This window comes from Kitasatospora sp. NBC_01560 (assembly GCF_045208415.1).
Lineage (GTDB): Bacteria > Actinomycetota > Actinomycetes > Streptomycetales > Streptomycetaceae > Kitasatospora.
The window spans coordinates 7,388,386-7,408,989 of the sequence record NZ_CP109364.1; the positions used below are offsets into that span (position 1 = coordinate 7,388,386).

At 71.9% G+C, this 20,604-nt stretch carries 17 protein-coding genes and 2 pseudogenes; 4 read left to right on the forward strand and 15 right to left on the reverse strand.

Annotation, left to right across the window (positions count from 1 at the left end):
* Positions 1 to 58 precede the first annotated feature (58 nt).
* Both OH807_RS31840 and OH807_RS31845 read left to right on the forward strand, forming a co-directional pair.
* Positions 59 to 778: a DUF5995 family protein gene (locus OH807_RS31840; protein WP_406205900.1), complete on the forward strand. Its 720-nt coding sequence runs from the start codon at positions 59 to 61 to the stop codon at positions 776 to 778.
* A gap of 47 nt (positions 779 to 825) precedes the next feature.
* A complete protein-coding gene (locus OH807_RS31845; RefSeq protein ID WP_406205903.1) occupies positions 826 to 1,539 on the forward strand; it encodes a flavodoxin family protein in 714 nt (237 codons plus the stop codon).
* Positions 1,540 to 1,735: 196 nt separating this feature from the next.
* Here the strand turns inward: OH807_RS31845 and OH807_RS31850 are convergent, their stop codons facing one another.
* The 5 genes from OH807_RS31850 to OH807_RS31870 form a co-directional block, all read right to left on the reverse strand.
* Positions 1,736 to 3,571: a hypothetical protein gene (locus OH807_RS31850; protein WP_406205906.1), complete on the reverse strand. Its 1,836-nt coding sequence runs from the start codon at positions 3,569 to 3,571 to the stop codon at positions 1,736 to 1,738.
* The gene (locus tag OH807_RS31855; protein WP_406205909.1) at positions 3,564 to 4,025 is read right to left on the reverse strand and encodes an ABC-three component system middle component 2; all 462 of its coding nucleotides are present in this window, start codon (positions 4,023 to 4,025) and stop codon (positions 3,564 to 3,566) included. Before OH807_RS31855 ends, OH807_RS31850 begins: the two co-directional genes overlap by 8 nt.
* Positions 4,022 to 5,116, reverse strand: a complete 1,095-nt coding sequence (locus OH807_RS31860; RefSeq protein WP_406205912.1) for an ABC-three component system protein — start codon at positions 5,114 to 5,116, stop codon at positions 4,022 to 4,024. Before OH807_RS31860 ends, OH807_RS31855 begins: the two co-directional genes overlap by 4 nt.
* Positions 5,117 to 5,468: 352 nt before the next feature.
* The gene (locus tag OH807_RS31865; protein ID WP_406205914.1) at positions 5,469 to 7,841 is read right to left on the reverse strand and encodes a hypothetical protein; all 2,373 of its coding nucleotides are present in this window, start codon (positions 7,839 to 7,841) and stop codon (positions 5,469 to 5,471) included.
* On the reverse strand, positions 7,789 to 8,271 hold the full coding sequence (locus OH807_RS31870; RefSeq protein ID WP_406205917.1) for a restriction endonuclease: 483 nt from the start codon (positions 8,269 to 8,271) through the stop codon (positions 7,789 to 7,791). Before OH807_RS31870 ends, OH807_RS31865 begins: the two co-directional genes overlap by 53 nt.
* A 229-nt stretch (positions 8,272 to 8,500) precedes the next feature.
* On the opposite strand from OH807_RS31870, the pseudogene OH807_RS31875 reads away from it, so the two are divergent.
* Positions 8,501 to 8,941: pseudogene (locus OH807_RS31875) on the forward strand (flavodoxin family protein); the annotation flags it as partial.
* Between the two features lie 30 nt (positions 8,942 to 8,971).
* Here OH807_RS31875 and OH807_RS31880 read toward each other — a convergent pair.
* The 7 genes from OH807_RS31880 to OH807_RS31910 all read right to left on the reverse strand — a co-directional run bounded on the left by OH807_RS31880 (position 8,972) and on the right by OH807_RS31910 (position 18,595).
* Complete coding sequence (locus tag OH807_RS31880; RefSeq protein ID WP_406205919.1) at positions 8,972 to 9,877, reverse strand: arginase family protein; 906 nt, start codon at positions 9,875 to 9,877, stop codon at positions 8,972 to 8,974.
* A 107-nt stretch (positions 9,878 to 9,984) separates the two neighbouring features.
* Positions 9,985 to 10,887 carry an endonuclease/exonuclease/phosphatase family protein gene (locus OH807_RS31885; protein WP_406205922.1) on the reverse strand — a complete coding sequence of 301 codons (903 nt, stop codon included), beginning with the start codon at positions 10,885 to 10,887 and terminating at the stop codon, positions 9,985 to 9,987.
* Positions 10,888 to 10,975: 88 nt separating this feature from the next.
* Positions 10,976 to 12,670, reverse strand: coding sequence for a beta-1,3-glucanase family protein (locus OH807_RS31890; RefSeq protein WP_406205925.1), 1,695 nt, complete (start codon positions 12,668 to 12,670; stop codon positions 10,976 to 10,978).
* A 139-nt stretch (positions 12,671 to 12,809) separates the two neighbouring features.
* The gene (locus tag OH807_RS31895; protein WP_406205928.1) at positions 12,810 to 14,111 is read right to left on the reverse strand and encodes a ricin-type beta-trefoil lectin domain protein; all 1,302 of its coding nucleotides are present in this window, start codon (positions 14,109 to 14,111) and stop codon (positions 12,810 to 12,812) included.
* Between the two features lie 365 nt (positions 14,112 to 14,476).
* A complete protein-coding gene (gene lanL / locus OH807_RS31900; protein WP_406205930.1) occupies positions 14,477 to 17,248 on the reverse strand; it encodes a class IV lanthionine synthetase LanL in 2,772 nt (923 codons plus the stop codon).
* A 2-nt stretch (positions 17,249 to 17,250) separates the two neighbouring features.
* Entirely contained in the window at positions 17,251 to 17,418 is a 168-nt protein-coding gene (locus OH807_RS31905; RefSeq protein WP_406205933.1) for an SflA family class IV lanthipeptide, read from the reverse strand.
* A gap of 343 nt (positions 17,419 to 17,761) precedes the next feature.
* Positions 17,762 to 18,595: a PIG-L family deacetylase gene (locus OH807_RS31910; RefSeq protein WP_406205936.1), complete on the reverse strand. Its 834-nt coding sequence runs from the start codon at positions 18,593 to 18,595 to the stop codon at positions 17,762 to 17,764.
* A gap of 306 nt (positions 18,596 to 18,901) precedes the next feature.
* Here OH807_RS31910 and OH807_RS31915 point away from each other — a divergent pair.
* Positions 18,902 to 19,129, forward strand: a pseudogene (locus tag OH807_RS31915) (ATPase); the annotation flags it as partial.
* An 86-nt stretch (positions 19,130 to 19,215) separates the two neighbouring features.
* Here the strand turns inward: OH807_RS31915 and OH807_RS31920 are convergent.
* From OH807_RS31920 to OH807_RS31930, 3 genes are all read right to left on the reverse strand, one after another.
* The gene (locus OH807_RS31920) at positions 19,216 to 19,689 is read right to left on the reverse strand and encodes an SsgA family sporulation/cell division regulator (protein WP_406205939.1); all 474 of its coding nucleotides are present in this window, start codon (positions 19,687 to 19,689) and stop codon (positions 19,216 to 19,218) included.
* Positions 19,686 to 19,910 (reverse strand): hypothetical protein, encoded by a 225-nt coding sequence (locus OH807_RS31925; RefSeq protein ID WP_406205942.1) that lies wholly within the window; start codon positions 19,908 to 19,910, stop codon positions 19,686 to 19,688. The genes OH807_RS31920 and OH807_RS31925 overlap by 4 nt, the downstream gene beginning before the upstream one ends.
* A 206-nt stretch (positions 19,911 to 20,116) precedes the next feature.
* Positions 20,117 to 20,452 carry a hypothetical protein gene (locus OH807_RS31930; protein WP_406205944.1) on the reverse strand — a complete coding sequence of 112 codons (336 nt, stop codon included), beginning with the start codon at positions 20,450 to 20,452 and terminating at the stop codon, positions 20,117 to 20,119.
* Between the last annotated feature and the right edge of the window lie 152 nt (positions 20,453 to 20,604).

A 20,604-nucleotide genomic window follows, 5' to 3' on the forward strand; every position in this document is an offset into this window, starting at 1 on the left:
TGTGTATAGCTGGCAGTCGGACCGGACGGCACCACCAACGCCTCGGAGAGGGGAAGCCATGACCCAGTCGCGGGCCAGGGCCGCACAGAGCGCCGCCGAGGTCGTCCAGCGGTTGCGTGAGCACGAGGCCCGGCTGGACCCGCGCGACGGCGTGGCCTGCGTGGACCGGCTGCGCCTGCGGATCAGCGAGCTCACCGGCGAGGGCCTGGCGGCCGGCCGGTTCCACGACCGGGTCTTCGTCGAGCGGCTGGACGTGGCCTTCGCCAATCTCTACCTCGACGCGGTGGACGCCGCCGAGTCCGGCCGCCCGGTGAACGAGGCCTGGCAGCCGCTGTTCGAAGCCAGGGACGACCGGGCGCTCTGGCCGGTCCAGTACGCCCTCGCCGGGCTGAATGCCCACCTCGGCCACGATCTGCCGCTCGCCGTCGTGACCACCTGCATCGAGTGCCGCACCACCCCCGACACCCCACCCGTGCACGCCGACCTGCGCACCGTGGGTGACCTGCTCGCCGAGGCCGAGGTGGAGGCCCGGGCCGCCTTCGAGGCGCAGCTCGACCCGGTCACCGCCCCCGCCGCCGAGCCGCTGAAGCACCTCGTCGAGGGCTTCTCCGTCGCCCGCGCCCGCGACGCCGTCCGGGCCACCACGCAGACCCTCTGGCACGAGCGCAACCTGCGCCCGCTCTTCGACGCCACCCTCACCACCGTGATGGCCGGCACCGCGACGGCCGGCCGGATGCTGCTCACCCCGGTCCTCCCACCTGCCGACCGCACGAGCTGACGCAACGTCAAGTCTGCCAATCCCCAGCCACGTCGAAAGGCCCCGTCATGTCCACCCCGCCCCGCTACGACGACCTGCGCGCCCTGGTGATCAACTGCACGCTCAAGCGCTCGCCCGAGCGCAGCCACACCCAGGGCCTGATCGACCTCAGCACCGGCATCCTGCAGCGCCAGGGCGTCCAGGTCGACGTCCTGCGCGCGGTCGACCACGACATCGCCACCGGCGTCTGGCCCGACATGACCGAGCACGGCTGGGAGACGGACGACTGGCCGATCCTCTACAGCCAGGTGATGGCCGCCGACATCCTCGTCCTGGCCGGCCCGATCTGGCTCGGCGACAACTCCTCGGTGATGAAGCGCGTCATCGAGCGGCTCTACTCCTGCTCCTCGCTGCTCAACGCCGAGGGCCAGTACGCCTACTACGGCCGGGTGGGCGGCTGCCTGATCACCGGGAACGAGGACGGCGCCAAGCACTGCGCGATGAACGTCCTCTACAGCCTCCAGCACCTGGGGTACGTGATCCCGCCGCAGGCCGACGCGGGCTGGATGGGTGAGGCGGGCCCCGGCCCCTCCTACCTCGACCCCGGCTCCGGCGGGCCGGAGAACGACTTCACCAACCGCAACACCACCTTCATGACCTGGAACCTCCTCCACCTCGCCCGCCTGCTCAAGGACGCCGGCGGCATCCCCGCCCACGGCAACCAGCGCTCCGAGTGGGACGCCGGCTGCCGCTTCGACTTCGAGAACCCCGAGCACCGGTGACCTGCCTGATCGGGCGAAAACCTCTCGTGTGCGGCCGTGGCGGGACATGCGACGGCAGCTTCTGCTATCGGATCCCGATGTTCATGACGGCGAGCCGCGAGTCACGCGGGCCTGAGCGCCCCTTTGAACTGGTCGAGGAGGCTCAGGGCGGCCAGGATCCGGGAGACGTGGATCTTGACCGTCTGACCGCCGATGATCACGCCTCGCTGTTGGTCGGGGAGGACGGGAAGAAGCCGGGCCGGCCTCCGCCAGGGCCGGTGAAGCGGTACGTTGTGGCCGAGGAGAGCACGCTGCTCGGCGGGTCGCCGTTCTCGATGACGATGGCCTGGCCGGGGAAGGTCAGCATGTCCTGGTAGAAGTGGTCGACCACATTCGAGGTGATGTCGACGTCCTCTCCTACCGGTTCGCGGTAGGTGACCACGGGGGAGTCGAGGACGACGAAGCCGGGGTGGGGCAGGCCCCCGCTGAGGCAGTACCGGGCGAGGGCGGTTGTGAACGCTGAGTGCAGGACCGAGCGCACACCCTGGCCGCGGCCGGAGCGGGGGCGGCTGCCAGCCCGGACATCCATGCCGTACTGGTCGTACTCAGCGAACTCGACCGAGGGAACTGACCAGGCGTTCAGTGTCCGCCTCAGGACATCGTCGAACTTAGAGAGCACCCGGGCGGGAATGTGGCTGGCGGGCCGCTGGGACCGGACCGCACCCGCCCCGTCGAGCTTGGACCGTCGGTCGTCCAACTCCTCGATTCGCGCGTGGAGTTCGAGCTCGCGTTCGGCGGTTGAGCGGGCCCCCAGGAGTTCGTCCATGTGCGTCCGCAGGGGCGCTAGGCGCTCCTCGGCCTTGGAGATCTCGGTGTCGAGCTCTCTGGCCCGCAGGAGCAGGACGCCCCTTCGTCCGACGAGCTCGTCCAGCTGGGTCCGCAGGTCAGCGATGGTCGGGAGGAGATCGGCGAGGAGCGAGCCGGTCTTGGCGGCTTCAGCTTCGACGGCCGCGTGCAGTTGGGTCGTCTCCTGCTCCCCATGGCCGTGGTGTTGGTGTTCCGGTTCGGCGCCGCAGAACACGCAGGTGCCGACGCGGAAGTAGCCGAGGATGCTGCCGGCTTCGCTGACCATCGCGAGCCGGTCGAGGTCGGAGCGGTACTGCTGTTCCAGCAGCCCGAATCGGGTGAGCAGGTCGTGGACCTCGGCTAGGCGGGACTCGACGGCGGCGAGCTCCTGCGCGGCATTCATGCGGGCGGAGACCGCGCCGACGTGGCGGTCGGTGATTACCCGAAGGGAACGGGACTGGCCGTCGATGGTGGTCTGGATCCGCGTCAGTCGTTCGCGCAGCTGGGAGGCGTTCTCCCTGGTCGTCAGCTTGGCGGAGAGTTCGACGACGATCTGGTCGAGGAGCCCGATCTGGCCCTTGTGAACCCGGCGCTGTTCAGCGTTCGGACCGGTGTCGACCACCGGGTCGTCCTCGCCGGTCAGCAGGTACTTCATCACCGAGGCGGCAGCGGTCTTGCCGTTCGCTGCGTTCGACCGCAGGACAGGGGAGAGGGCGTCGCCCATGCGGGTCTCGGTCACCAGAGACAGGTACACGAGGTCGGCAAGGGACAGTCCGCGAGTACCGCCGGCGTCGTTCTTACGGATTCGGGTGTCGGCATAACCGAGTTCTGCGAGGAGCATGGCGGAGAGGCTGCGAGAGCTGCCCGAGCGATGGACCGCGGTCAGTTCCCGGTCGGACCTCCGGGTGACCAGGTCGCGCAGGTCCTCGTAGTGGACGGCGACAGTGCCAGCGCCCGGTCGCCGGACCAGGGTGATTGGCGCCCCGTCCGGCAGCTTCAGCCCGAGGAGGATCTGGCTGTAACCCTCGGCTTCGGGGATGAGTGGCAGACGCGCACCACCGAGCATGTACTCGACGGACTCGACGATAAAGGACTTGCCGGTGTCGGATGCGCCGTAGATGACGGTGAGTTCGGCGCCGAAGGCCACGCTGGCGGTGGGCCTTCCGGAGCCCGCGTACGTCAGGTGGGTCAGTCGCAGGTCATCCACGGGGAACCTCGGGGGGTAGGGGCGTCTCGGCGGGGCGGTTGAGCAGCGCACGGGTGTCAGCCCGCACGTCGGCGCCGGGCGCGTACTGGTGGACAGCCCACTCGGCGCGCTCGCGCAGGCGCTCGACGTACGGGGCTTCGAGAAGTTCGACGAACGCGGGCCCTCGCTCCGTCGCGCGGTAGACGAGGCCATCGTCCGTGGGTTCCAGCCGGGCCAGCTCGGCGCGGATCAGGACGAGCAATGCCTTCTCCAACAGGCCTCGCTTCGCGCCCAGTTCGCCGGACCGGGCGGGTAGGTCGGGATGAAGGCTGGGTGGGCCGTCGAAATCCCCGCTGTGCAGCAGCGCGTAGTCGAGGAGGGTGATCTGGGCCAGATCCAGGGGTTCGGGATGGCTCTCGGCGAGGAGGACCAGTGCACGCATCCCGACCTCGAGGGGGCTGTTCAGCGGATTCACGCGGCACCTCCGCGGCACCAGGTCAAACGGTCGGCGTTCGCCAGGTGGTGGCAGACCCCCTTGCGGTCCAGCGGTCGCACGAACTCGGTGAGGATCGTCTTGGTGAGCTCGACGTTCCCGGAGGCGGCCAGGACCGCCTGCATGCGGTCGTATCCGAACTCGAACCTGCCGGCTGCGACCTCGACCACGATGTCGTGGACGTCGTCGAGGACGGCGTCGAAGTGCCCGTCCGAGGTCGAGTCGCGGGCGAACAGGCGCAGTGATTCCGCGCTGTAGAAGGCCTCACGCTGCCTGCGCAGGTGATTCCGCGCCTCGTCGTGCTCGGCGATGCGGTCAAGGGTATTGGCCTGCTCGCCCCAGACTTCGCCGTACGCTCGCACCAATTGCTGGATGTAACGGGCCTCCGTCGGGGCGTGGGCGTCAGGCGGAAGCATCCTTCGCGGACGTGGTGCCGGGGGTTGGGGGAATCGCACCGCCCAGTGCGGGGTGGTCTGGTGCAACGACAACATGTCGTCCAGGTCCAGGGTGGTGAACATGGAGAAGTCCGTGGCTTCGGCGAGCTCCTGGAGTTCGCGCCGTTTCTCGGGGGTGAGCGACGCGATGACGGGATCGCTGGTGGAAGCCAGTTCTTTGAGGAATTCGGCTTGGGACTCACTGCGCTTAGACAAGCGCCGGACGAGGCTGGGGCCAATGATCGGTGCGACGAAGACGTACTGCTGGGGCATGGTGAAGTACCCGCCAACCACCGACGCGAACATCTTGCGGATCTCCGGAGCGGCCTTCGACCACGTCAGGGCTTCCCCGTAGTGCTTGCACTGGTAGTTGTGCCAGGTGCCTTCAAGCCCGTATGGGGTCAGGTAGCCGGCGACATCGACTCCGTGATCCCCGGAACCGCCGTGCCGTTGCACCGCGACGTACTTGGTCGTCAGGGCGGGAACCCACTCCTTGACGAACTCCTCGAACTCGTCAGGGTCGTACGAGAAGACGATCTTCTTCGGGGACGGTACGGCATGGGTTCTCAGCCAGGGGCCGATGAGGGTGAGCGGCGGCGGTTCGCTGTCGTCCGCCCCGATGTCGACACCGTCAGACACTTCTCCCAACCCCCCGAGTCCCGCGCATCCGTGACCAGTCGATCACTCGGGGTCAAGTGATATCACTACTGCCCCGGTTGAGAGAAGAGTACGAACCAGGACTGACTGATCGTCCGACCCCTCACGAGCGACCGGGCGTCTGCGGAGAGCGGTTGGCCTCTGAATGTGCCGTGCAGCGAACCGGTTTGAGTCAGGGGGATATGGGGGGCTTGTGGCTCACCTTCACGAGATGAAGGCCTCACGCCAGCACCTGATTTGCCGTCTGTCCCCACTACGACGACGCGTCGCTGCTCGACCTTTCCGGGCTCGCGGAGTACGGGACCATCGCCTACTCTGCTAACGGCGCCTGGGTTCAGTGAGCGTTGTCCTGCGGGCTGGCGCGCAGATCGGTGAGCGCCTGGATGGCTCGGTCAACGCCGGCGGCAATGGCCTGACGGAAAGCCAACTCGGCTCCGACACGGTCCCCGGCTGCCCGGCGGAGCTGCCCCAAGGTGAGGAGGGCTTCGGCGTGTCCCTTGACGACCAGGGTGCGGAGAAGCAGTTCGGCACTCTCCCGATGTCCGTTCGCCGCACGGACACGGGCGAGCGTTTGCACGGTTTCGTGGGAGCTGTTCGCCAGCTCCTCGGCAGCCCGTCCCTGTCCGGCGAGTTCGAGAACCCGGACCAGGCCGTGGGCGGCGTACGACTGGTCGTCACGGAGCGCTCGTCGGTAGAGGCGTCCAGCGCGGCGGAGGTCACCCTGCTTCTCCCGGAGGTTGGCAAGGTCGAGCAGGATCCAGGTCATGCCCAGGTTGTAGGCGTGCCAGTACAGCCCTGCGGCGGCGCGATGGTTGCCCTCGGAGGCGTGCTTCATTCCCAGCCCGCGCAACACATTTGCCTCGCCGAGCTCAAGCGCGATCTTGGTGTACTCCTCGCTTCCCGCTCGGTCACCGTCATCGGCCAGGATCCAGGCCAGTTCCCGAGGAGCGTTCACGTCACCTTCGACGTGGAGCGCGTGCTTGAGGATGGCGATAGCCCTCGGCTTCTCCTCCGGGGTCATGTACGTCCAGGCGAGTCCGGTGAATGCCCCGGTGTTGCCGGCTCGGAAGGCGCAGCTGGTCAGGGCGAGGGCCAGCCGATGTCGGCGTTTCTCGGCCAGCCAGCGGGCCTGGTACTCGACGCTGCGGGCACCGCCTGAGGAGAGGGCCTCGTCGTAGAGATCCAGCGCTGTCTGCCGGTCGCCGCGCTCCCAGGCGATGGATGCGAGGCCCACGGTGGCGTCCGTGTTGACGTCGGAGCCGACGGCTCGTCGGTACCATGCCTCGGCCTCGTCCAGGCTCCCGTCCTGTTCGAGCCGCCAGGCCAGTCGGGCCTGTGCTCCAGGATGACCCGCCTCGGCCGCGAGGGCATAGTAGGGGGCGGCGTCGCGCTCGTTGTGGCGCTGTTCGAAGTGCCAGGCCAGAGCGTTCAGTGCCTCCCCGCCGTCGCTGGCCGCCGTTGACCGGGCGAGGGATGCGGCATCAGAGATTCGATCGCGAGCCGCTGCAGCGCGGGACAGGGCCGATCGGTCGGTGGCGGTCGCATGCCGTTCGGCAGCACGCCAGAAGGCGTCACCAGGACAGTGGAGGCCACGGGCACGACGTGCATCCTGTTCGAGGAAGTCGGCGAGCCGGAGCCTGTCGCCCTTCGTGCCCCGGACGGGTGAAAGGGGTCCGCGCACACTTCGGCACGGCTCGGAGAGGTAGTGGAGCGCCCTCGCGAACCAGTCCTCCGGCGCGAGGTCGAGTTCGAGCTCGGTGAGGTAATCCGTGGCCGCCTCCTCCAGGAAACCTGCGGCCAGTTCGAGGCCGTAGCCGAACCGGCGGGCGTCCATCGCGGCCTCGAGGACCGCGCGAGCAGTGGGGGAAGCGTTGGCGTACCGCTCCTGGAGCGCGGGACCGCCTGCCAGGTACTGGGTGATGTGACGGCCTTCGGCCGACCGCGCCGCCTGGCACAGGCGCTCGTCACTCGGGCCGGGCATCGTGAAGAGCGAGGCCACCTGGTCCTCGGTGAAGCGGGAGGGCACGGGGATCCACCGGTTTGCGAGGAACGCACGACGTTCCTCGGTCTCGTCGGTGGTGCCCGGTGCCCTGGTCATCGGCTGCTGATACTCGTGCCAGCACGTACCCAGCACGAGCACTGGTGCTCGGTCGGGGTCACGGACGAGTGCGGAAAGCCCGGTGGCGACGTTCTCGTCCCGGCCGCGGTCGGTGGTGAGTAGGTACCGGTGGATCTCGTTCAGCCACAGGACCGTCTGCGGCCCGACCGAACGTAGGGAACCGAGCGACGCGTCGGTCGACGGCGGCTGCCACAGGCGCCAGCCGGCAGACAGATGCTGGACCGCTTCCCAGAGCGCCCGGGTCTTGCCAGTGGAGGAGTCGCCGAGCAGGACAGCCGTACCGCTGTTGCCATGCGCAGCGCGGTCCAGGACAGCGGCGAGCTCGTCGTCGAAGGGCCTCCGCAGGTAGCGGGGGAGCGGATCGTCGGCCGAGGTGCCGTCCTCGGTCCGGATCGCCTGCTGGACTTCGAAGTCGAACGGGTCGGCGTCCGTGACGGCGATCCCTACGGTGTCCTCGGGCGTGTCTGTTTGCCCGGAGGCACCAGCGTAGTAGGCGGCCACCGCGTCCGCGTCGCAGAAGCGGTGGGCGACCTGGTCACCGAAATACCGCGCGACAATCCACGGCAGGGGCCGCAGCAGGCGGCCCAAGTGCTCGGCGTCCCACACCTCGGCCGAGCTGTAGGTCTGGGAACTCGGCCTGGCACTCGAGCGCGAGTTCCCGTACCTGGGTGTTGGTGCCCCGGCATGAGGTGACGATCACGAGCCTGGTCGCGCGATGGGGACGGTTGCCGTGGACGAAGCGGTTGAGGACCTTTCGGGCTGCGGCGACAGAGAACTCGGCGACGTGCTTGACCTGGAAGGCTGACCAACGACCGTCGGAAGCACGGCCGACCACATCGATGCCGCCCTGCGCCTGGCCGGCGGTTCCGTAACGGGCGACCCGGGTGAGCCCCTCGGCGGCTTCGACGAGTTCGCAGGCCAACCGCTCGAAGTCGGCCCAGTTCTGGGAGTCGAAGGGCAGGAGCGGGATCTTCGGGTCGGCCACCGGAGGTTGGGCGGTCGGGGTGCGGTCGGACATCGGTGGCACCTTCGGGCTCGGCTCGCTCGTGTTCGTGAGCAGCCTATGCGGTAGTGCCGACAGCGCGGCCGAGCCGGTACTGGGGCTTGACGCCGGGGACAGGACTCGGGTGCCGCGTCGAGCACGGACTGTCATACGGGTTTTATGGGGTAGCGCAGTTTGGGACAACCACGCTCACTACCACGGGTGTACCTTTGCCGCTGGTCAGATAGGGTGCCAGAGTGTTCCGCCGGTCTGGCTCGGCGACAACTCCTCGGTGATGAAGAAGGTCGTCGAGCGGCTCTACTCCTGCTCGTCGGTCCTGAACGAGGCCGGCCAGTACGCCTACTACGGGCGGGTCGGTGGCTGCCCGATCACCGGGAACGAGGACGGCGTCAAGCACTGCGCGATGAACGTCCTCTACAGCCTCCAGCACGTCGGCTACACGATCCCGCCGCAGGCCGACGCCGGCTGGATCGGCGCGGCCGGGCCCGGCCCGTCCTACCTGGACGAGGGCTCCGGCGGACCGGAGAACGACTTCACCAACCGGAACACCACCTTCATGACCTGGAACCTCCTCCACCTGGCCCGGCTGCTCAAGGACGCCGGCGGCATCCCCGCCCACGGGAACCAGCGCTCCGAGTGGGACGCCGGCTGCCGCTTCGACTTCGAGAACCCCGAGCACCGGTGAACCGCTGAGTGGTGAGGCCTCCTCGGCCGGTCACGGAGTCGCGCGCAGGGTGTGCTGAAGGCTGGCGAGGAACCGGTCGAGGACGGCGGGGGCTCCGGCGGCGCGGGAGGGGTTGAGCTCGCAGACCGAGAGTGCGCGGAAGCGCTGGTCCCGGCAGGCGGTGTCGAGCGCCTCGGACAGGGCGTCGAGCGTGGGGCCGCTGTTGCGGCCGTCCGTGCTCTCGGCGAGCGGCGCGTCCGTGAAGTCCAGGACGTCGACGTCGACGTGCACGGCGAGGGGGCCGGACGGGAGCGTGCCGAGCGCCCGGGCCGCCTCGGCTCCCGGCAACGTGGCAAGGTCGGTGTACGAGCCCCAGCGCAGGCCCAGGATGCTCGCCTGCTCGCGTTCCCAGGGGGTGGCCGCCCCGGGGTCGATGCCGAGGAGGTGGAGCTGCTCCGGGGTGAGCAGCGGGCGGCGGGCGAAGGCGGCCGCCAGCGGCTCCGCCGCTCCGGGCAGGTCCAGTGCGTGGGCGAGCCCCATCCAGTCGAGGGCGCCCTCGTGGGTGCTCGCGGGGGTGTTGAGGTCGAAGTGCCGGTCGATGTAGAGCAGGCCGGCGTCCGGGGCGTGTGCCGTGAGAGCCGCCATCACGCCCAGGGCGACGGTGCAGTTGCCGCCGATGACCAGGACGTCCCCGTCCTCCTCCAGCGCTCCGGCGACGTGCTCGGCGACCGCCTGGACGGCCTGGACCACGGCCGCGAGGTTCTGGGCCCGCGGGTGCTGCCGGTCCGGGGCCCACACGTGCAGTGGCCCGTCCCCGGCATCCCGCACCCGGCGGCCCGCCGCCCTCAGGCGATCGATCAGGCCCAGCTCGCGCAACACGCTCGGTGCGGCCTCCTGGCCGGGCGCGTAGCTGCCGGCACTGGTCGGTGCGCCCACCACAACGAGATCTCGTCGCATCCACCCATCATCGCCATCCGCCCGGATGGGCGCGAGCGGGCTGCGCCTGTGAGCCACCACGGGGAGTGACGATGCCGCGCGGAGGAGAAGCGGGCCGGCCGGGTCGTCTACAACCGCAGCTCGGCCACCACGGGCCGGTGGTCCGAGAGCGGCATCCTGGGCGCCCGTGCCGAGCCGGGCTTTTGCGGTCCGAGGCCGGCCGCGAGGATGTGGTCGAGCTGCACCAGTGGGTGGTGCGCCGGAAAGGTCCGGACCCGGGCCGGCCGGTGCCAGCGGGACCGGGGCGCGGAGGACCTCGACGGGGCGAGGAGCCCGGCCGCGCGGAGCGTGGCCGAGGGAATCGCCCCGGCGAGGTTCAAGTCGCCCAGCAGGACGTGCGGTCGGGGCAGGCCGGCGATCCAGCGGTGGACGGCCAGGAGCTGACGGACGTTCCACCCCGGGACGTACGACAGGTGCAGCGCGACCGCCGTGAACGGGCCGAGCCGCCCCCGCAGGACGGCGGCCAGGGCCGCGCGCGGATGGTCGCGGATCACCGTGAGGCCCGCCCGCCCGGCCACGCGCAGCGGTAGGGCGACAGGAGGCGCGCCGAACCGCAGGGCCCGCCAGCTCAGGACCGGCAGTCGTGACAGCAGCGCGATGCCGTGCGAGGGGACCTCACCGTCGTGCCCGGTGCCCTGCGGGCCGTACACCCGCAGCCCCGGTTCCGACCGGTCGGGGGTCCACGTCCGGCCCGGCATCGACCGGGCATGGAACGCCGAGGCGTAGCGCCAGTCCACGGCGCCGGTCGCCTCGGCGATCACTCGTGCCTGGTCCACCCCGCCCGATCGCTCCTGGAACCGGTCGAGCTCCTGCAACGCCACCACGTCGGCGTCCAGGGAGGCGACGGCGTCGACGAGCCGGTGCACGCCGGCGGCGCCGGGGGCCGTCGGGGACGGGCGGCCGTCGTCCAGGAGCTGCCGCCCGTGCAGCACGTTGAAGGTCGCGAGGCGCACCACCGAGGAGCCGGTCACCGTTGGACGGTACAACAGCCGCCCGCCCACGAGGCCTCGGCGGCCTCGTGGGCGGGTCTGCGGCGGTGCGGGCCGCACGGGTGGTCCGTCAGGAGAAGACGAACCAGTTGAGGTTGACGAAGTCGGCCGGCTGGCCGCTGTCGAAGGTCAGGTAGACCTCCTTGACGCCGGTGATCCTGCCGAGGTCGGCCGGGACGGTGCGCCAGGACTGCCAGCCGCCCGTGCTGCCGACGGCGAAGCTGCCGGCCGGGGCCGCCGTGGCGCTGCCCAGCCGGACCTGGACCAGGCCGCTGACCCCGGCCGCCGCGCCCGAGGCCACCCGGGCGTCGATCCGGGTGGCGCCGGTGGAGCCGAAGTCGACGGTGTAGCGCAGCCAGTCGCCGTTGGCCAGCCGGCCGACGTCCGAGCCGCCGCCGCTGTCCGAGCACGCCTCGGTCTGCGTGCCGGACTGCGCCCGGTACGACTCCGCCTGGATGGTGGAGAAGGCGCTCACCGCCCCGCCCGGGGTACTGGGGGTGGGCGAGGGTGAGGGGGTGCCGCCGCCGGGCGGGCCGGCCACGCCGCCGACGGTGATCACGAAGCGGTTCGGGCTGCCGGATTGCACCTTGCCCTCGAAGTCCACCCCCGACGGGTGCACGTCGTCGTAGGGGAAGGCGTAGCCCAGCCCGTCGGGCGTGGTCGAGTGCAGGATCCGGGCGTAGTGGTTGGTGCGCGGCTTGGCGTAGAACGCGCCCGGGTTCTCCCCGGTCGGCTGGAGGGCGTTGTCCAGCAGGGTGGTGCGGTTGAACGCGGCGGCGAGGCGGGCGCTCAGATTGCCCATCAGGTCGTTGCCGGTGGTGAACGGGGCGTCGCTGCACGAGAACACGGCGAGCGTCGAGGGCCGGGCGAAGCTGCCCGCACCGGGGAAGGCCAGGGTGTCGCCGTTGACCCGCCCGGTCAGCGTGCCCCAGGTGTACTGGGTGTCGATCCGCAGGTCGGTGGTGCGGTACTTGGCCCACACCTGGTCGACGTAGCTGTCGAAGTACCCGGCGAACAGGGCGCCGTTGCCGCGGATCGCGAGGTTGGGGCTGAGCACGCGCAGGTCCGCACCGCCGCGGTTGACGACCAGCCGGCTCCAGTCGCTGCCGTCGGCGGCGGACTGCGACCGCAGCGCGCCGGCCACCCGGGCCAGGCCGTCGGAGGGCAGCCCGCGCACCGTCTGGGTGCCCTGGGCCGTCTCCAGCTGGAAGGCGATCGGCAGGCAGACCATGTCCACGAAGGTGATGTTCGCGAACAACTGCTCGTTGTTGAACGTGAATTCGCAGAAGTCGTGCCGGACGTCGATGTTCGGGTCGGTCGGGTTGGCCACCGAGGGGAGGGCCAGGCCGCCGCCGCGGTTCATCAGGAAGGTGAGCTTCGCCCCGACGGAGAAGTAGATCCGGCCGCTGTCCAGGTGCGGCAGCGTCACCCGGCGCGGGCCTGCGCCCGAGGCGTTGAGGGCGATGGCGCAGTCCACGCCGAGCGGCGTCCCGTCGGCGGCCGGGGCCGGCGGGTGGTGGAGGCTCGCGCCGTCGGCCTGCACGAAGGCCCAGTTGCCGCCCGCCGCCGGGTCGCGGCCGAGCACGTAGGCGTAGGCGGTGTTGTTGCCGGTCGTGTTGAGCAGGTCCATCGGCAGGGTGGCGGCGGTCTGTGCGCCGGCGCTGGAGCTGAGCCAGGTGGCCGTGGCAGGCAGGGCGAGGGCGGCGCCGGCGGCGGCCGTGAGCAGCGTCCGGCGCGAGATCGGTGCGCGGTGGCGTGGGGTCATGGGTGGGGTCCGTTCTCCGCTGAGTGGGGGGAGTGGGGAGGGCGGTGCGATGCGGGTGCGGCGAGGGTGTGGGCGCGGCCGGCCGGACGCTGCGACGGCCGACCGCGCGGGTTGACGGTGGATCAGGGGCTGTGAGGGGTCAGCCCAGGGTCCACTTCTGGGCGCCGGTGCCGTTGCACGTCCAGATCTGCAGGCGGGTGCCGTCCGCCGAGGAGCCGTCCTTGGCGTCGAGGCACTTGTTCGAACCGGGGTTCACCAGGTCGTGCCCGGAGGTGTACGTCCACTGCTGGGCACTGGTGCCGTTGCAGGTGTAGAGCTGGACCACCGCGCCGTCGGTGTGCGAGGCGGCGGCCACGTCCAGGCACTTGCCCAGGGCCCGGACGGTGCCGGCGGTGCCGGTGGTCCACTGCTGGGCGGCGTTGCCGGTGCAGTTGTGCAGCTGGATCGGGGCGCCGTCGGTGCCGGTGGCGCCCACCACGTCCACGCACATGCCGCCGGGGCCGGTGATCGGACCGGTGTGCGGGGTGCCGCCGCCGTTCCAGCCCGTGGTGTGCACGTAGTCGACCACCATGGTCTGCGGGAAGGCCGAGGAGCCGTCCGGGTTGCCCGGCCAGTCACCGCCGACCGCCAGGTTGAGGATCAGGAAGAACGGGTGGTCGTACACCCAGCGGTTGCCGCCGAGGTCCGCGGTGGTGCGGGTCTGGTAGGCCCGGCCGTCCACCGACCAGGTGATCGCCGAGGGGCTCCAGTCCACCGCGAAGACGTGGAACGCGTCCGCGAAGGACTGCCCGGCGGGCAGGCTGTACGGGGCGCCGATGCCCCCTGCTCCGGAGTAGCCCGGGCCGTGGATGGTGCCGTGCACGGTGCCGGGCTCGCGGCCGATGTTCTCCATGACGTCGATCTCGCCGCTGGTGGGCCAGCCGGCCGTGCCGATGTCGTTGCCGAGCATCCAGAACGCGGGCCAGATGCCCTGGCCGCGCGGGATCTTGATCCGGGACTCGAAGTGCCCGTACGCCTGGGTGAAGGTGCGGGCGGTGTTCAGCCGCGCCGAGGTGTACTGGCAGGTGCCGTACCAGCAGCCCAGGCCCTGGTCGGTGTTGCGCTTGGCGGTGATGACCAGGTGGCCCTGGCCGTCCAGGGCCGCGTTGTTCGTGCCCCCGGTGTAGTACTGGAGTTCGTGGTTCCCGTTGCCCGAACCACCGTTCTCCAAGGTCCACTTGGCCGGGTCGACGGCCGAGCCGGCCGGTCCGTCGAAGTCGTCGTTCCAGGTCTGCGCGGCGAGCGGGGCGGTGTCCGCGGGGGCGGAGCCGCCCGGCCGGTCGGCGGCCTGGGAGGTGTGGGGGGAGAGGCCGGTGAGCAGGGCGGCCGCCACCAGTGCGGTGGTGAGGAGGAGGACGAGGCCGCCGAAGGACCAACGGCGCTTGCGATGTGCAGCTGCCATGGAATGCACCCTTGTTCTGGGGGATGGGGTGTCGAAAGTGTGAGAGCGCTCTCTTTGCTGACGTGGCGTCGCCGGTGGCCCAGAATGCTACGGGCGTGCGGTCGGCATGGCAATGTCATGCGGGAACTCTCGTACCCCTGTGACCAGCATGTTCTGACGAGGCCTCAAGACTTAAGCGTCTCTTAGGGTTCGGCGTGTGCCGGTGGGGCCCGGAGTGACGGAGAGAGCGCTCTCGGTCGTGCTCGCCGGACACCCGGGGTGTGGACGCGGCGGGGCCGTGCCCGACCGGACTGTGCCCGACCGGACTGTGCCCGACCGGGCCGTGCCCGACCGGACTGTGCCCGACCGGGCCGTTCCGGCGCGGGTCAGCCGATCAGGCCGAGCCGCGGCCCGCCCCGCTCGTGCAGGCGGCGGAAGAAGGCGAGCACGCCGGCGGAGCCGCCGGCCCAGGTGGCGCTCGACCGGGTGAGGCCGGCGTCGGGGAACAGCGGGCGGGCGGGCGTGCCCCCGCTGCGGCTCAGGATGATCGCGGCGACGGTCTCGGCGGCCGTCCAGAACTCGTCGGGCCCGTCGGTGTCGGCGGGCCTGTCGGCCTTTGCGGGCTCGTCGCCCCTCGCGGGCTCGTCGCCCCTCGCGGGCCCGCCGACCCTCGCGGGCCCGTCGGAGCCGGACGCCAGGGCGACGTCCACCAGGAGGTCGCCGACCCCGGCGAGCCCGCAGCACTGGGTGACCAGCGGCATGCGCGGGGCCAGTGCGGCACAGGCCCGCGCCGACTGCCGGGCGAGGTCGAGGTACCCGGGCTCGCCGAGGCGGTCGGCGGCCCGGACGAGCACCGCGCCGATCCCGGCCAGGCCCCGGCACCAGGAGCCGTAGCGGCGGGTCGCCCCGGGGGCGGTCGCCGCCGCGACCAGGCCCGGCGTGCGGGCGGCGAGCTGCGCGCAGGCCTGCCGGGCGCGGCGCAGCGCGTCGGGATCCCCGGTCGCGGCCCCGTGTTCGAGCAGGAAGTACGCGACACCCGCCTCGCCGTGTGCGAGCCCCTCGCGCAGGGCGGCGCTGCCGGCCCGGTCGGCGCCCGCGGGCGTCAGCCGGGCCCCGCCGGAGGCCAGCATCCGACTGCAGGCGGCGGCAACGGCCAGGTGCCGCTCGGCGAGCCGGGCGTCGCCGGTCGCGGCGGCCGCCCGGGCCAGCAGCAGACGGCCGGTGCCGATCCCCGCGACGCCCTCGATCTGGTCCGCCTCCGGCGGTCCGCCGTCCGGGCCCCGGGTCGGGAGGTCCGGGCGGTGCGGGTGGTCTGCGGGGTCTGCGTGGTCCGGGTGGCCCCTGGGGCGGTTCGCGTCCGCCGCGGCGTCGGCGCTCGCCGCTGCGCCGGCGAGGAAGAGTTCGACGCCGGTGCGGCCCGAGTAGAAGCCCGGTCCGAGGCCTGCGGACCGCCCCGCCGTCCAGTGCGCCAGCTCGGCGACGGCCGCGCGGACCCCGGGTCGGTGCAGGTGCTGGAGGAGCTCCAGGCCGAGCCCCGAGCTCCCGCCGTAGACGTCGGCCGGCGTCGGGACGGCCGCGCGCGCGGCGAGCACGGGGTCGGCGATCCGGCGGGCCTCGGCCACGCAGAACGCGGTGGTGTGCTCGACGATCCCGGCGAGCAGGCCGTCGTCGAACCGGCGTCGCTCGGGCTTCCCCGGCCTACCAGGCACCGCGGTTGCCACTGGCGCCCCGGGCAGCTCGCGGGTGGCGGTCGCATCGGGTGCACCGGTCGCATCGGGTGCATCGGGTGCACCGGACGCACCGGTGCGGAGCTGGTCGGCGGCGGCGGTCCGCCCGGCCGGGTCGAGGCTCATCAGCCCGGCGATCGCCGCCCGGATCAGCCGGTGCTCCGCGCCGGGCAGTGCCCACGCCAGGCCGGCCAGGGTGCGGTCGCGGTTGACGGCGGTGTCGGCGTCGACGATCACCGGGTCCAGGCCGGTGGCGGCGAAGCAGAGGGTCGCGCCCAGGGCGTAGTGGTCGTCGGCGGGCTCGGCCGGTCCGGTCGTGCGTCGGACGGGGTCGCTGTAGCCGGGGGTCGAGCCGTCGGGCCCGGTGCCGGCCAGTGCGCTGATCCCGAAGTCGATCACGTGGCACCGGCCCGTGGCGTCGAGCACCACGTTGGCGGGCTTGAGGTCGCGGACGACGACGCCCCGTTGGTGGATGTCGTCCAGGACGGCCAGGAGCCGGCCGGCCAGCCCGGTGAGCGTGCGCGCGGGCCGGGCGTCGTCGTCCCGGTACGGGCCGTTCTCCTCGACGTCCCGGCGCAGGTCGCGGTGGCCGCAGTCGGTCATCACCAGGTACTCGTCCGACCGGTGCCGGAAGTAGTCGAGCGCGCGGGGCACCCCCGGGACGCCGTCGAGCGCGGTCAGGACGGCCTGCTCGTGACGCAGCCGGTCCCGGGTGTCCGCACCCGACTCCTCCTCGGCGACGAAGGCCCGCGCCTGCTTGACGACCACCGGCAGCCCGGTGACCTGGTCGGCGGCGCGGTAGACGTTGCCCTGCGGCTTGCGCACGATGCCGCCGGTGAGCAGGTAGCGTCCGTCGCCGAACCCGGCGGCGGAGCCGGGCCGGGCGTCCGCCCCGGGTCGGTGCCCGAAGGGATCCTCGGCCCACGGCGGGCAGCGGTACGAACCGCCGGCCAGGCCGTCGAAGACCCGGCCGTCCGGGCCCGTCATCACCGACTCCAGCCGCCCGCTGCGCCCTGTCCGGTAGTCGCCCGTGAAGGGCCCGTAGCGGTAGTAGACGGGGGAGCGCGGATCGACCCGCCGGTCGCTGACGATCTGCGGGCCCTCCCGGTCGCGCAGCACGGCGACGAGCTCCTCGGCGAGCGTGACGACGGCGCCCGGTCCCGGATAGACGGTGATCGCCTTGCCGACGGCGCCGGCGCTCGACGCACCGGAGTTGATCGCCCGCAGGGTCTCGGGGCTGCGGGCCCACTTCGCGTGGCAGACGTGGCGCAGCAGCACCGGCAGGACGAGGGCGGTCACGGCCTCCAGATCGCCGGGCCGGGCCGAGACGTGCAGCTTCCAACCGTGCGCCATCGCCGGCATCCGCGGGTCGTTCAGGTACGACCAGGTGTCGTCGGACCACCCGCTGCGGCCGGCGATGGGGCCGGTCACCGTCAGGTGTTGAGGTCGCAGGCGAAGCGGGTGGTGGCGGTGACCCACGGGTCGGCGAGACACGGGGCGGCGCTGTGCTCGGTGCGGTCGTCGTCCTCGAACAGGACGGCCTCGTCGTCGACCACCAGCGGACCCGCGTCGCGGATCTCGTTCAGCATGGCTACGGGCATGTGACGCCTCCAGGTCTTGTCGCGCGTGCGGCGGCGTCGCGGGTCGCGGCCGCCACGGACCGCGGGGCCCGATGGGGCCCGGTCCTGGTCCCCGAAGGTAGGTTCGAACGAACGGCCTGACAAGAGGTCGGAAGACGCGGAGTTCACAGGGCCGACACATCCATGGAGAACGGGTGTGCTTCCACGATTGCTTCAACTGCCTTACTGATCAAGATAGTTGATGTGCCATTGACGGGCCGGCCGGAACCGGACCGCGTCCTTCGGGTCCGGTTCCGGCCAGCCGGGCCGGGCGGGTGACGGCCGGCCCCGGGCCGTTCCGGTGTGCGCCCTTGCCGTGCCGAGGTCAGCGCAGTCCGGCGAAGAGGTCGTTCTCGGGTACGGCCGCGTCAGTGGTGTCCCGGACCCGGACGAAGGTCTCCATGCCCATCAGCTCGGTGAACCGCTCCTTGCCCATCTTCAGGAAGAAGATGTTCTCGCCCTGACTGGCGTGCGCGGCCAAGGCGTCGAACTTCTGACCGCCGAACGCGGTGGTGTCCACCCAGGTGGTGATCTCCTCGTCGGGGAGGCCGATGTCGGGCAGCACGTCCTCCTCGGCGGGATCCGGCAGCTCCGCGTCCGTGGCGAACTCGCGGATGGCCTCCCCGAAGCGCCGCATCATCGAGTGCGGCGCCGCCGTCCAGTACACCTTCGGCGTCATCCCGGTCATCTCCAGCGCCGCCGTGGTGATGCGGTTCGCCTGGATGTGGTCGGGGTGGCCGTAGAAGCCGTTCTCGTCGTACGTCACCACCACGTCGGGCCGGTAGTGCCGCAGCAGTTCGGCCAGGCGGGCGGCGCTCTCCGCCACCGGCGTCCGCCAGAACGAGCCGGGCGCGTCGTTCGCCTCCCAGCCCATCATCCCGGAGTCGGCGTACTCCAGCAGCTCCAGATGACCGACCTTCAGGACCTCGCAGCTCTGCCGGAGCTCCTCGCGGCGCATCGCGGCGACGGCCGCCGGATCGTGCCCGGGCTCGCCCGGCTTGACGCCCCCCGGGCCGTCGCCGCAGCCGCCGTCGGTACAGGTGACCAGGACGGTACGGATGCCCTCGGCGGCGTACCGCGCCAGGACGCCTCCCGTCCCGGTGGCCTCGTCGTCGGGGTGGGCGTGCACCGCCATGAGCGTCAGGGGTCGATCAGTCATGAATATCCGTCCTCAGGTCCGCGACGTGCCCGGTGCGAGGTGCACCGTTCTCCAAGCGCAGTGCGCAGTGCGCGGTTCGAGTCTGCGGCACGCGGGCGGCGGGACGCCCGCATTTATCGCGGCGACCGGCCCGGACCGGCCGGGGCCGTGCGGCGTGCGTCCGGCCCGTGGCGGGCGGAGGACGCCCGCAGGACGGGCAGCGGCTGCCGGAGCGCGGGCGGAAAACGACCAGGAGCCGACCGGCAGCCGACCGGGCAGGCCGGTTCAATGGGAGCGGAGGGGAGGCGACTTGTCGGGCCGGCCGGCCGGGCGGGGTCGCCGGAGCTGCTGCGCAAGGGCCGGTTCGACGAACTCTTCTTCGTCGACCTGCCGGACCCCGACGACCGGCGGGAGATCATCGACCTGTACTACCGGCGCTACGTGGCGCGGGAGCCCGGACCGGACCAACTGGACCGGCTGGTGGACCTCTCCGAGGGCTTCGCGGGCTCCGACATCGAGGCCGCCCTGCACGAGGTCGGTGCCGAGGTGTTCCTGCACCGGCCCGGCCGGGGTCGGGGTGGCGGTGGCGGTGGCGGGCGCGGTGGTGGCGTGGGCGCCGGTGGGCGTGGGCCGTCACCGCCTCACCGGCCCGGCTCCGGCGGGTGCTCGTCCCGCAGCCGGTGGAGCAGCCCGTCCAGGTCGAGGTGCTGCCCCTCGGTGCCGGACGGGACGATCCTCTCGGTGGCGTCGAGAAAGGCCCGGACCAGGACGGCCTGTGCCCGGAGGACGACCGCGCCGGTGTCGCCGCCGAGGGCGATGAACAGCGTCTCCGAGCTCGCCCCGGCTCCCGGGTGGACGGAGACGTCGCCCAGGCCCGCCCAGCCGTTCAGGCCGGCGGCCAGCAGGTCGCGGGCGAACATCCAGGTGATCGGCTCGTCCAGGTCGACGTGGTTGTCCAGGTACACCGCGTACGGCTCGGCGCGGTCGTAGCGCAGACAGGCTGCCACCGAGACGGTGAAACCGGGGCAGACCACGGCGCGGAGCTCCAGCGGTACGGCGCAGGCCTCGGCAGGCGTGCGCTGGGCGGGGACGCGCGGGGCGTCGGAGTGGGTCACGCGCCCTCCCCGGGCTGCTGGGCGAACGGACGGCCGGGCCGGAACCGGGGTGGGGGCTCGGTCAGGTGGCTCCACTCGTGGTCCGGCCGGCCGGGCACCATCCGTCCGGAGTTGCGCCAGACCAGGGCGAGATGGGCGAAGATCGGGGATTCGAGCCGGATCGTTTCATGCAGAATCGTTTCATCTTGGGCACCGCCGAGGGCCCGGAAGTCGGAGCTCATACCCGGAACAACGAGCGTGGCCAGCAGGGGAAACACCTCGGGCCCGAACCGGGGTGGGGAAGCGGCCCGTCCGCTGTTCGGAGCCGTGCGGGCGGCGGATTGCCAGGCGCGGGGCAGCCGGTGTGCGCCGGGCGGGCGGGCGGTCGACCGGGCCCGATCGGCTGTGGCGGGGCTCCCGGCGGAGGAGCCGACGCGTCAGCGGTCCGTCAGCGGTGCGTCGGCAGCTCGTGCAGGCCCAGCGCCAGCCAGCTGTCCGCCTCGCAGTGGCGCACCCGCCAGCCCGCCAGGACGGCGCCCGTGCGGGTCAGTTCCAGGCAGGCGGCGCGCGCCCCGGCCTCTGCCGCGAGCAGTCCGGTGGCCGTCACGAACAGCACCGCGTCCAGTGCGGGCGCCTCCGCCGCCATCCGGATCCGGGCGTGGCTCAGCCGGGCGGCGGGCCCCTGGAGCGCACGCTCCAGACCGTCCTGGACGGCCGGTGCCACCGCCGGCTCGCCGGGCTGCCGTCCGCCCCGCGCCTCCAGCCGGACACGAATCATGTACACACTGCACAGCCTGGCCGATCGGCGGCCGTGGTGGTGGCCGGCGCGTCTGGCACACATCTGCCTGGCAGCAACCGGTCACCCGTGTTCCGGACGACCGTGCGGCGGCCGCCCCGGAGCACGGTGCCCGGGCAGGGCCCCGCCGGTGCGACGGG

Bases quoted from the DNA above. Each gene is read 5' to 3' on its own strand.
- OH807_RS31840 (WP_406205900.1), top strand. From the start codon at position 59: ATGACCCAGTCGCGGGCCAGGGCCGCACAGAGCGCCGCCGAGGTCGTC.
- OH807_RS31905 (WP_406205933.1), bottom strand. From the start codon at position 17,418: ATGCCCGTAGCCATGCTGAACGAGATCCGCGACGCGGGTCCGCTGGTG.
- OH807_RS31910 (WP_406205936.1), bottom strand. From the start codon at position 18,595: ATGACTGATCGACCCCTGACGCTCATGGCGGTGCACGCCCACCCCGAC.
- OH807_RS31870 (WP_406205917.1), bottom strand. From the start codon at position 8,271: ATGTCCGACCGCACCCCGACCGCCCAACCTCCGGTGGCCGACCCGAAG.
- OH807_RS31890 (WP_406205925.1), bottom strand. From the start codon at position 12,670: ATGACCCCACGCCACCGCGCACCGATCTCGCGCCGGACGCTGCTCACG.
- OH807_RS31880 (WP_406205919.1), bottom strand. From the start codon at position 9,877: ATGCGACGAGATCTCGTTGTGGTGGGCGCACCGACCAGTGCCGGCAGC.
- OH807_RS31895 (WP_406205928.1), bottom strand. From the start codon at position 14,111: ATGGCAGCTGCACATCGCAAGCGCCGTTGGTCCTTCGGCGGCCTCGTC.
- OH807_RS31845 (WP_406205903.1), top strand. From the start codon at position 826: ATGTCCACCCCGCCCCGCTACGACGACCTGCGCGCCCTGGTGATCAAC.
- OH807_RS31925 (WP_406205942.1), bottom strand. From the start codon at position 19,910: ATGAGCTCCGACTTCCGGGCCCTCGGCGGTGCCCAAGATGAAACGATT.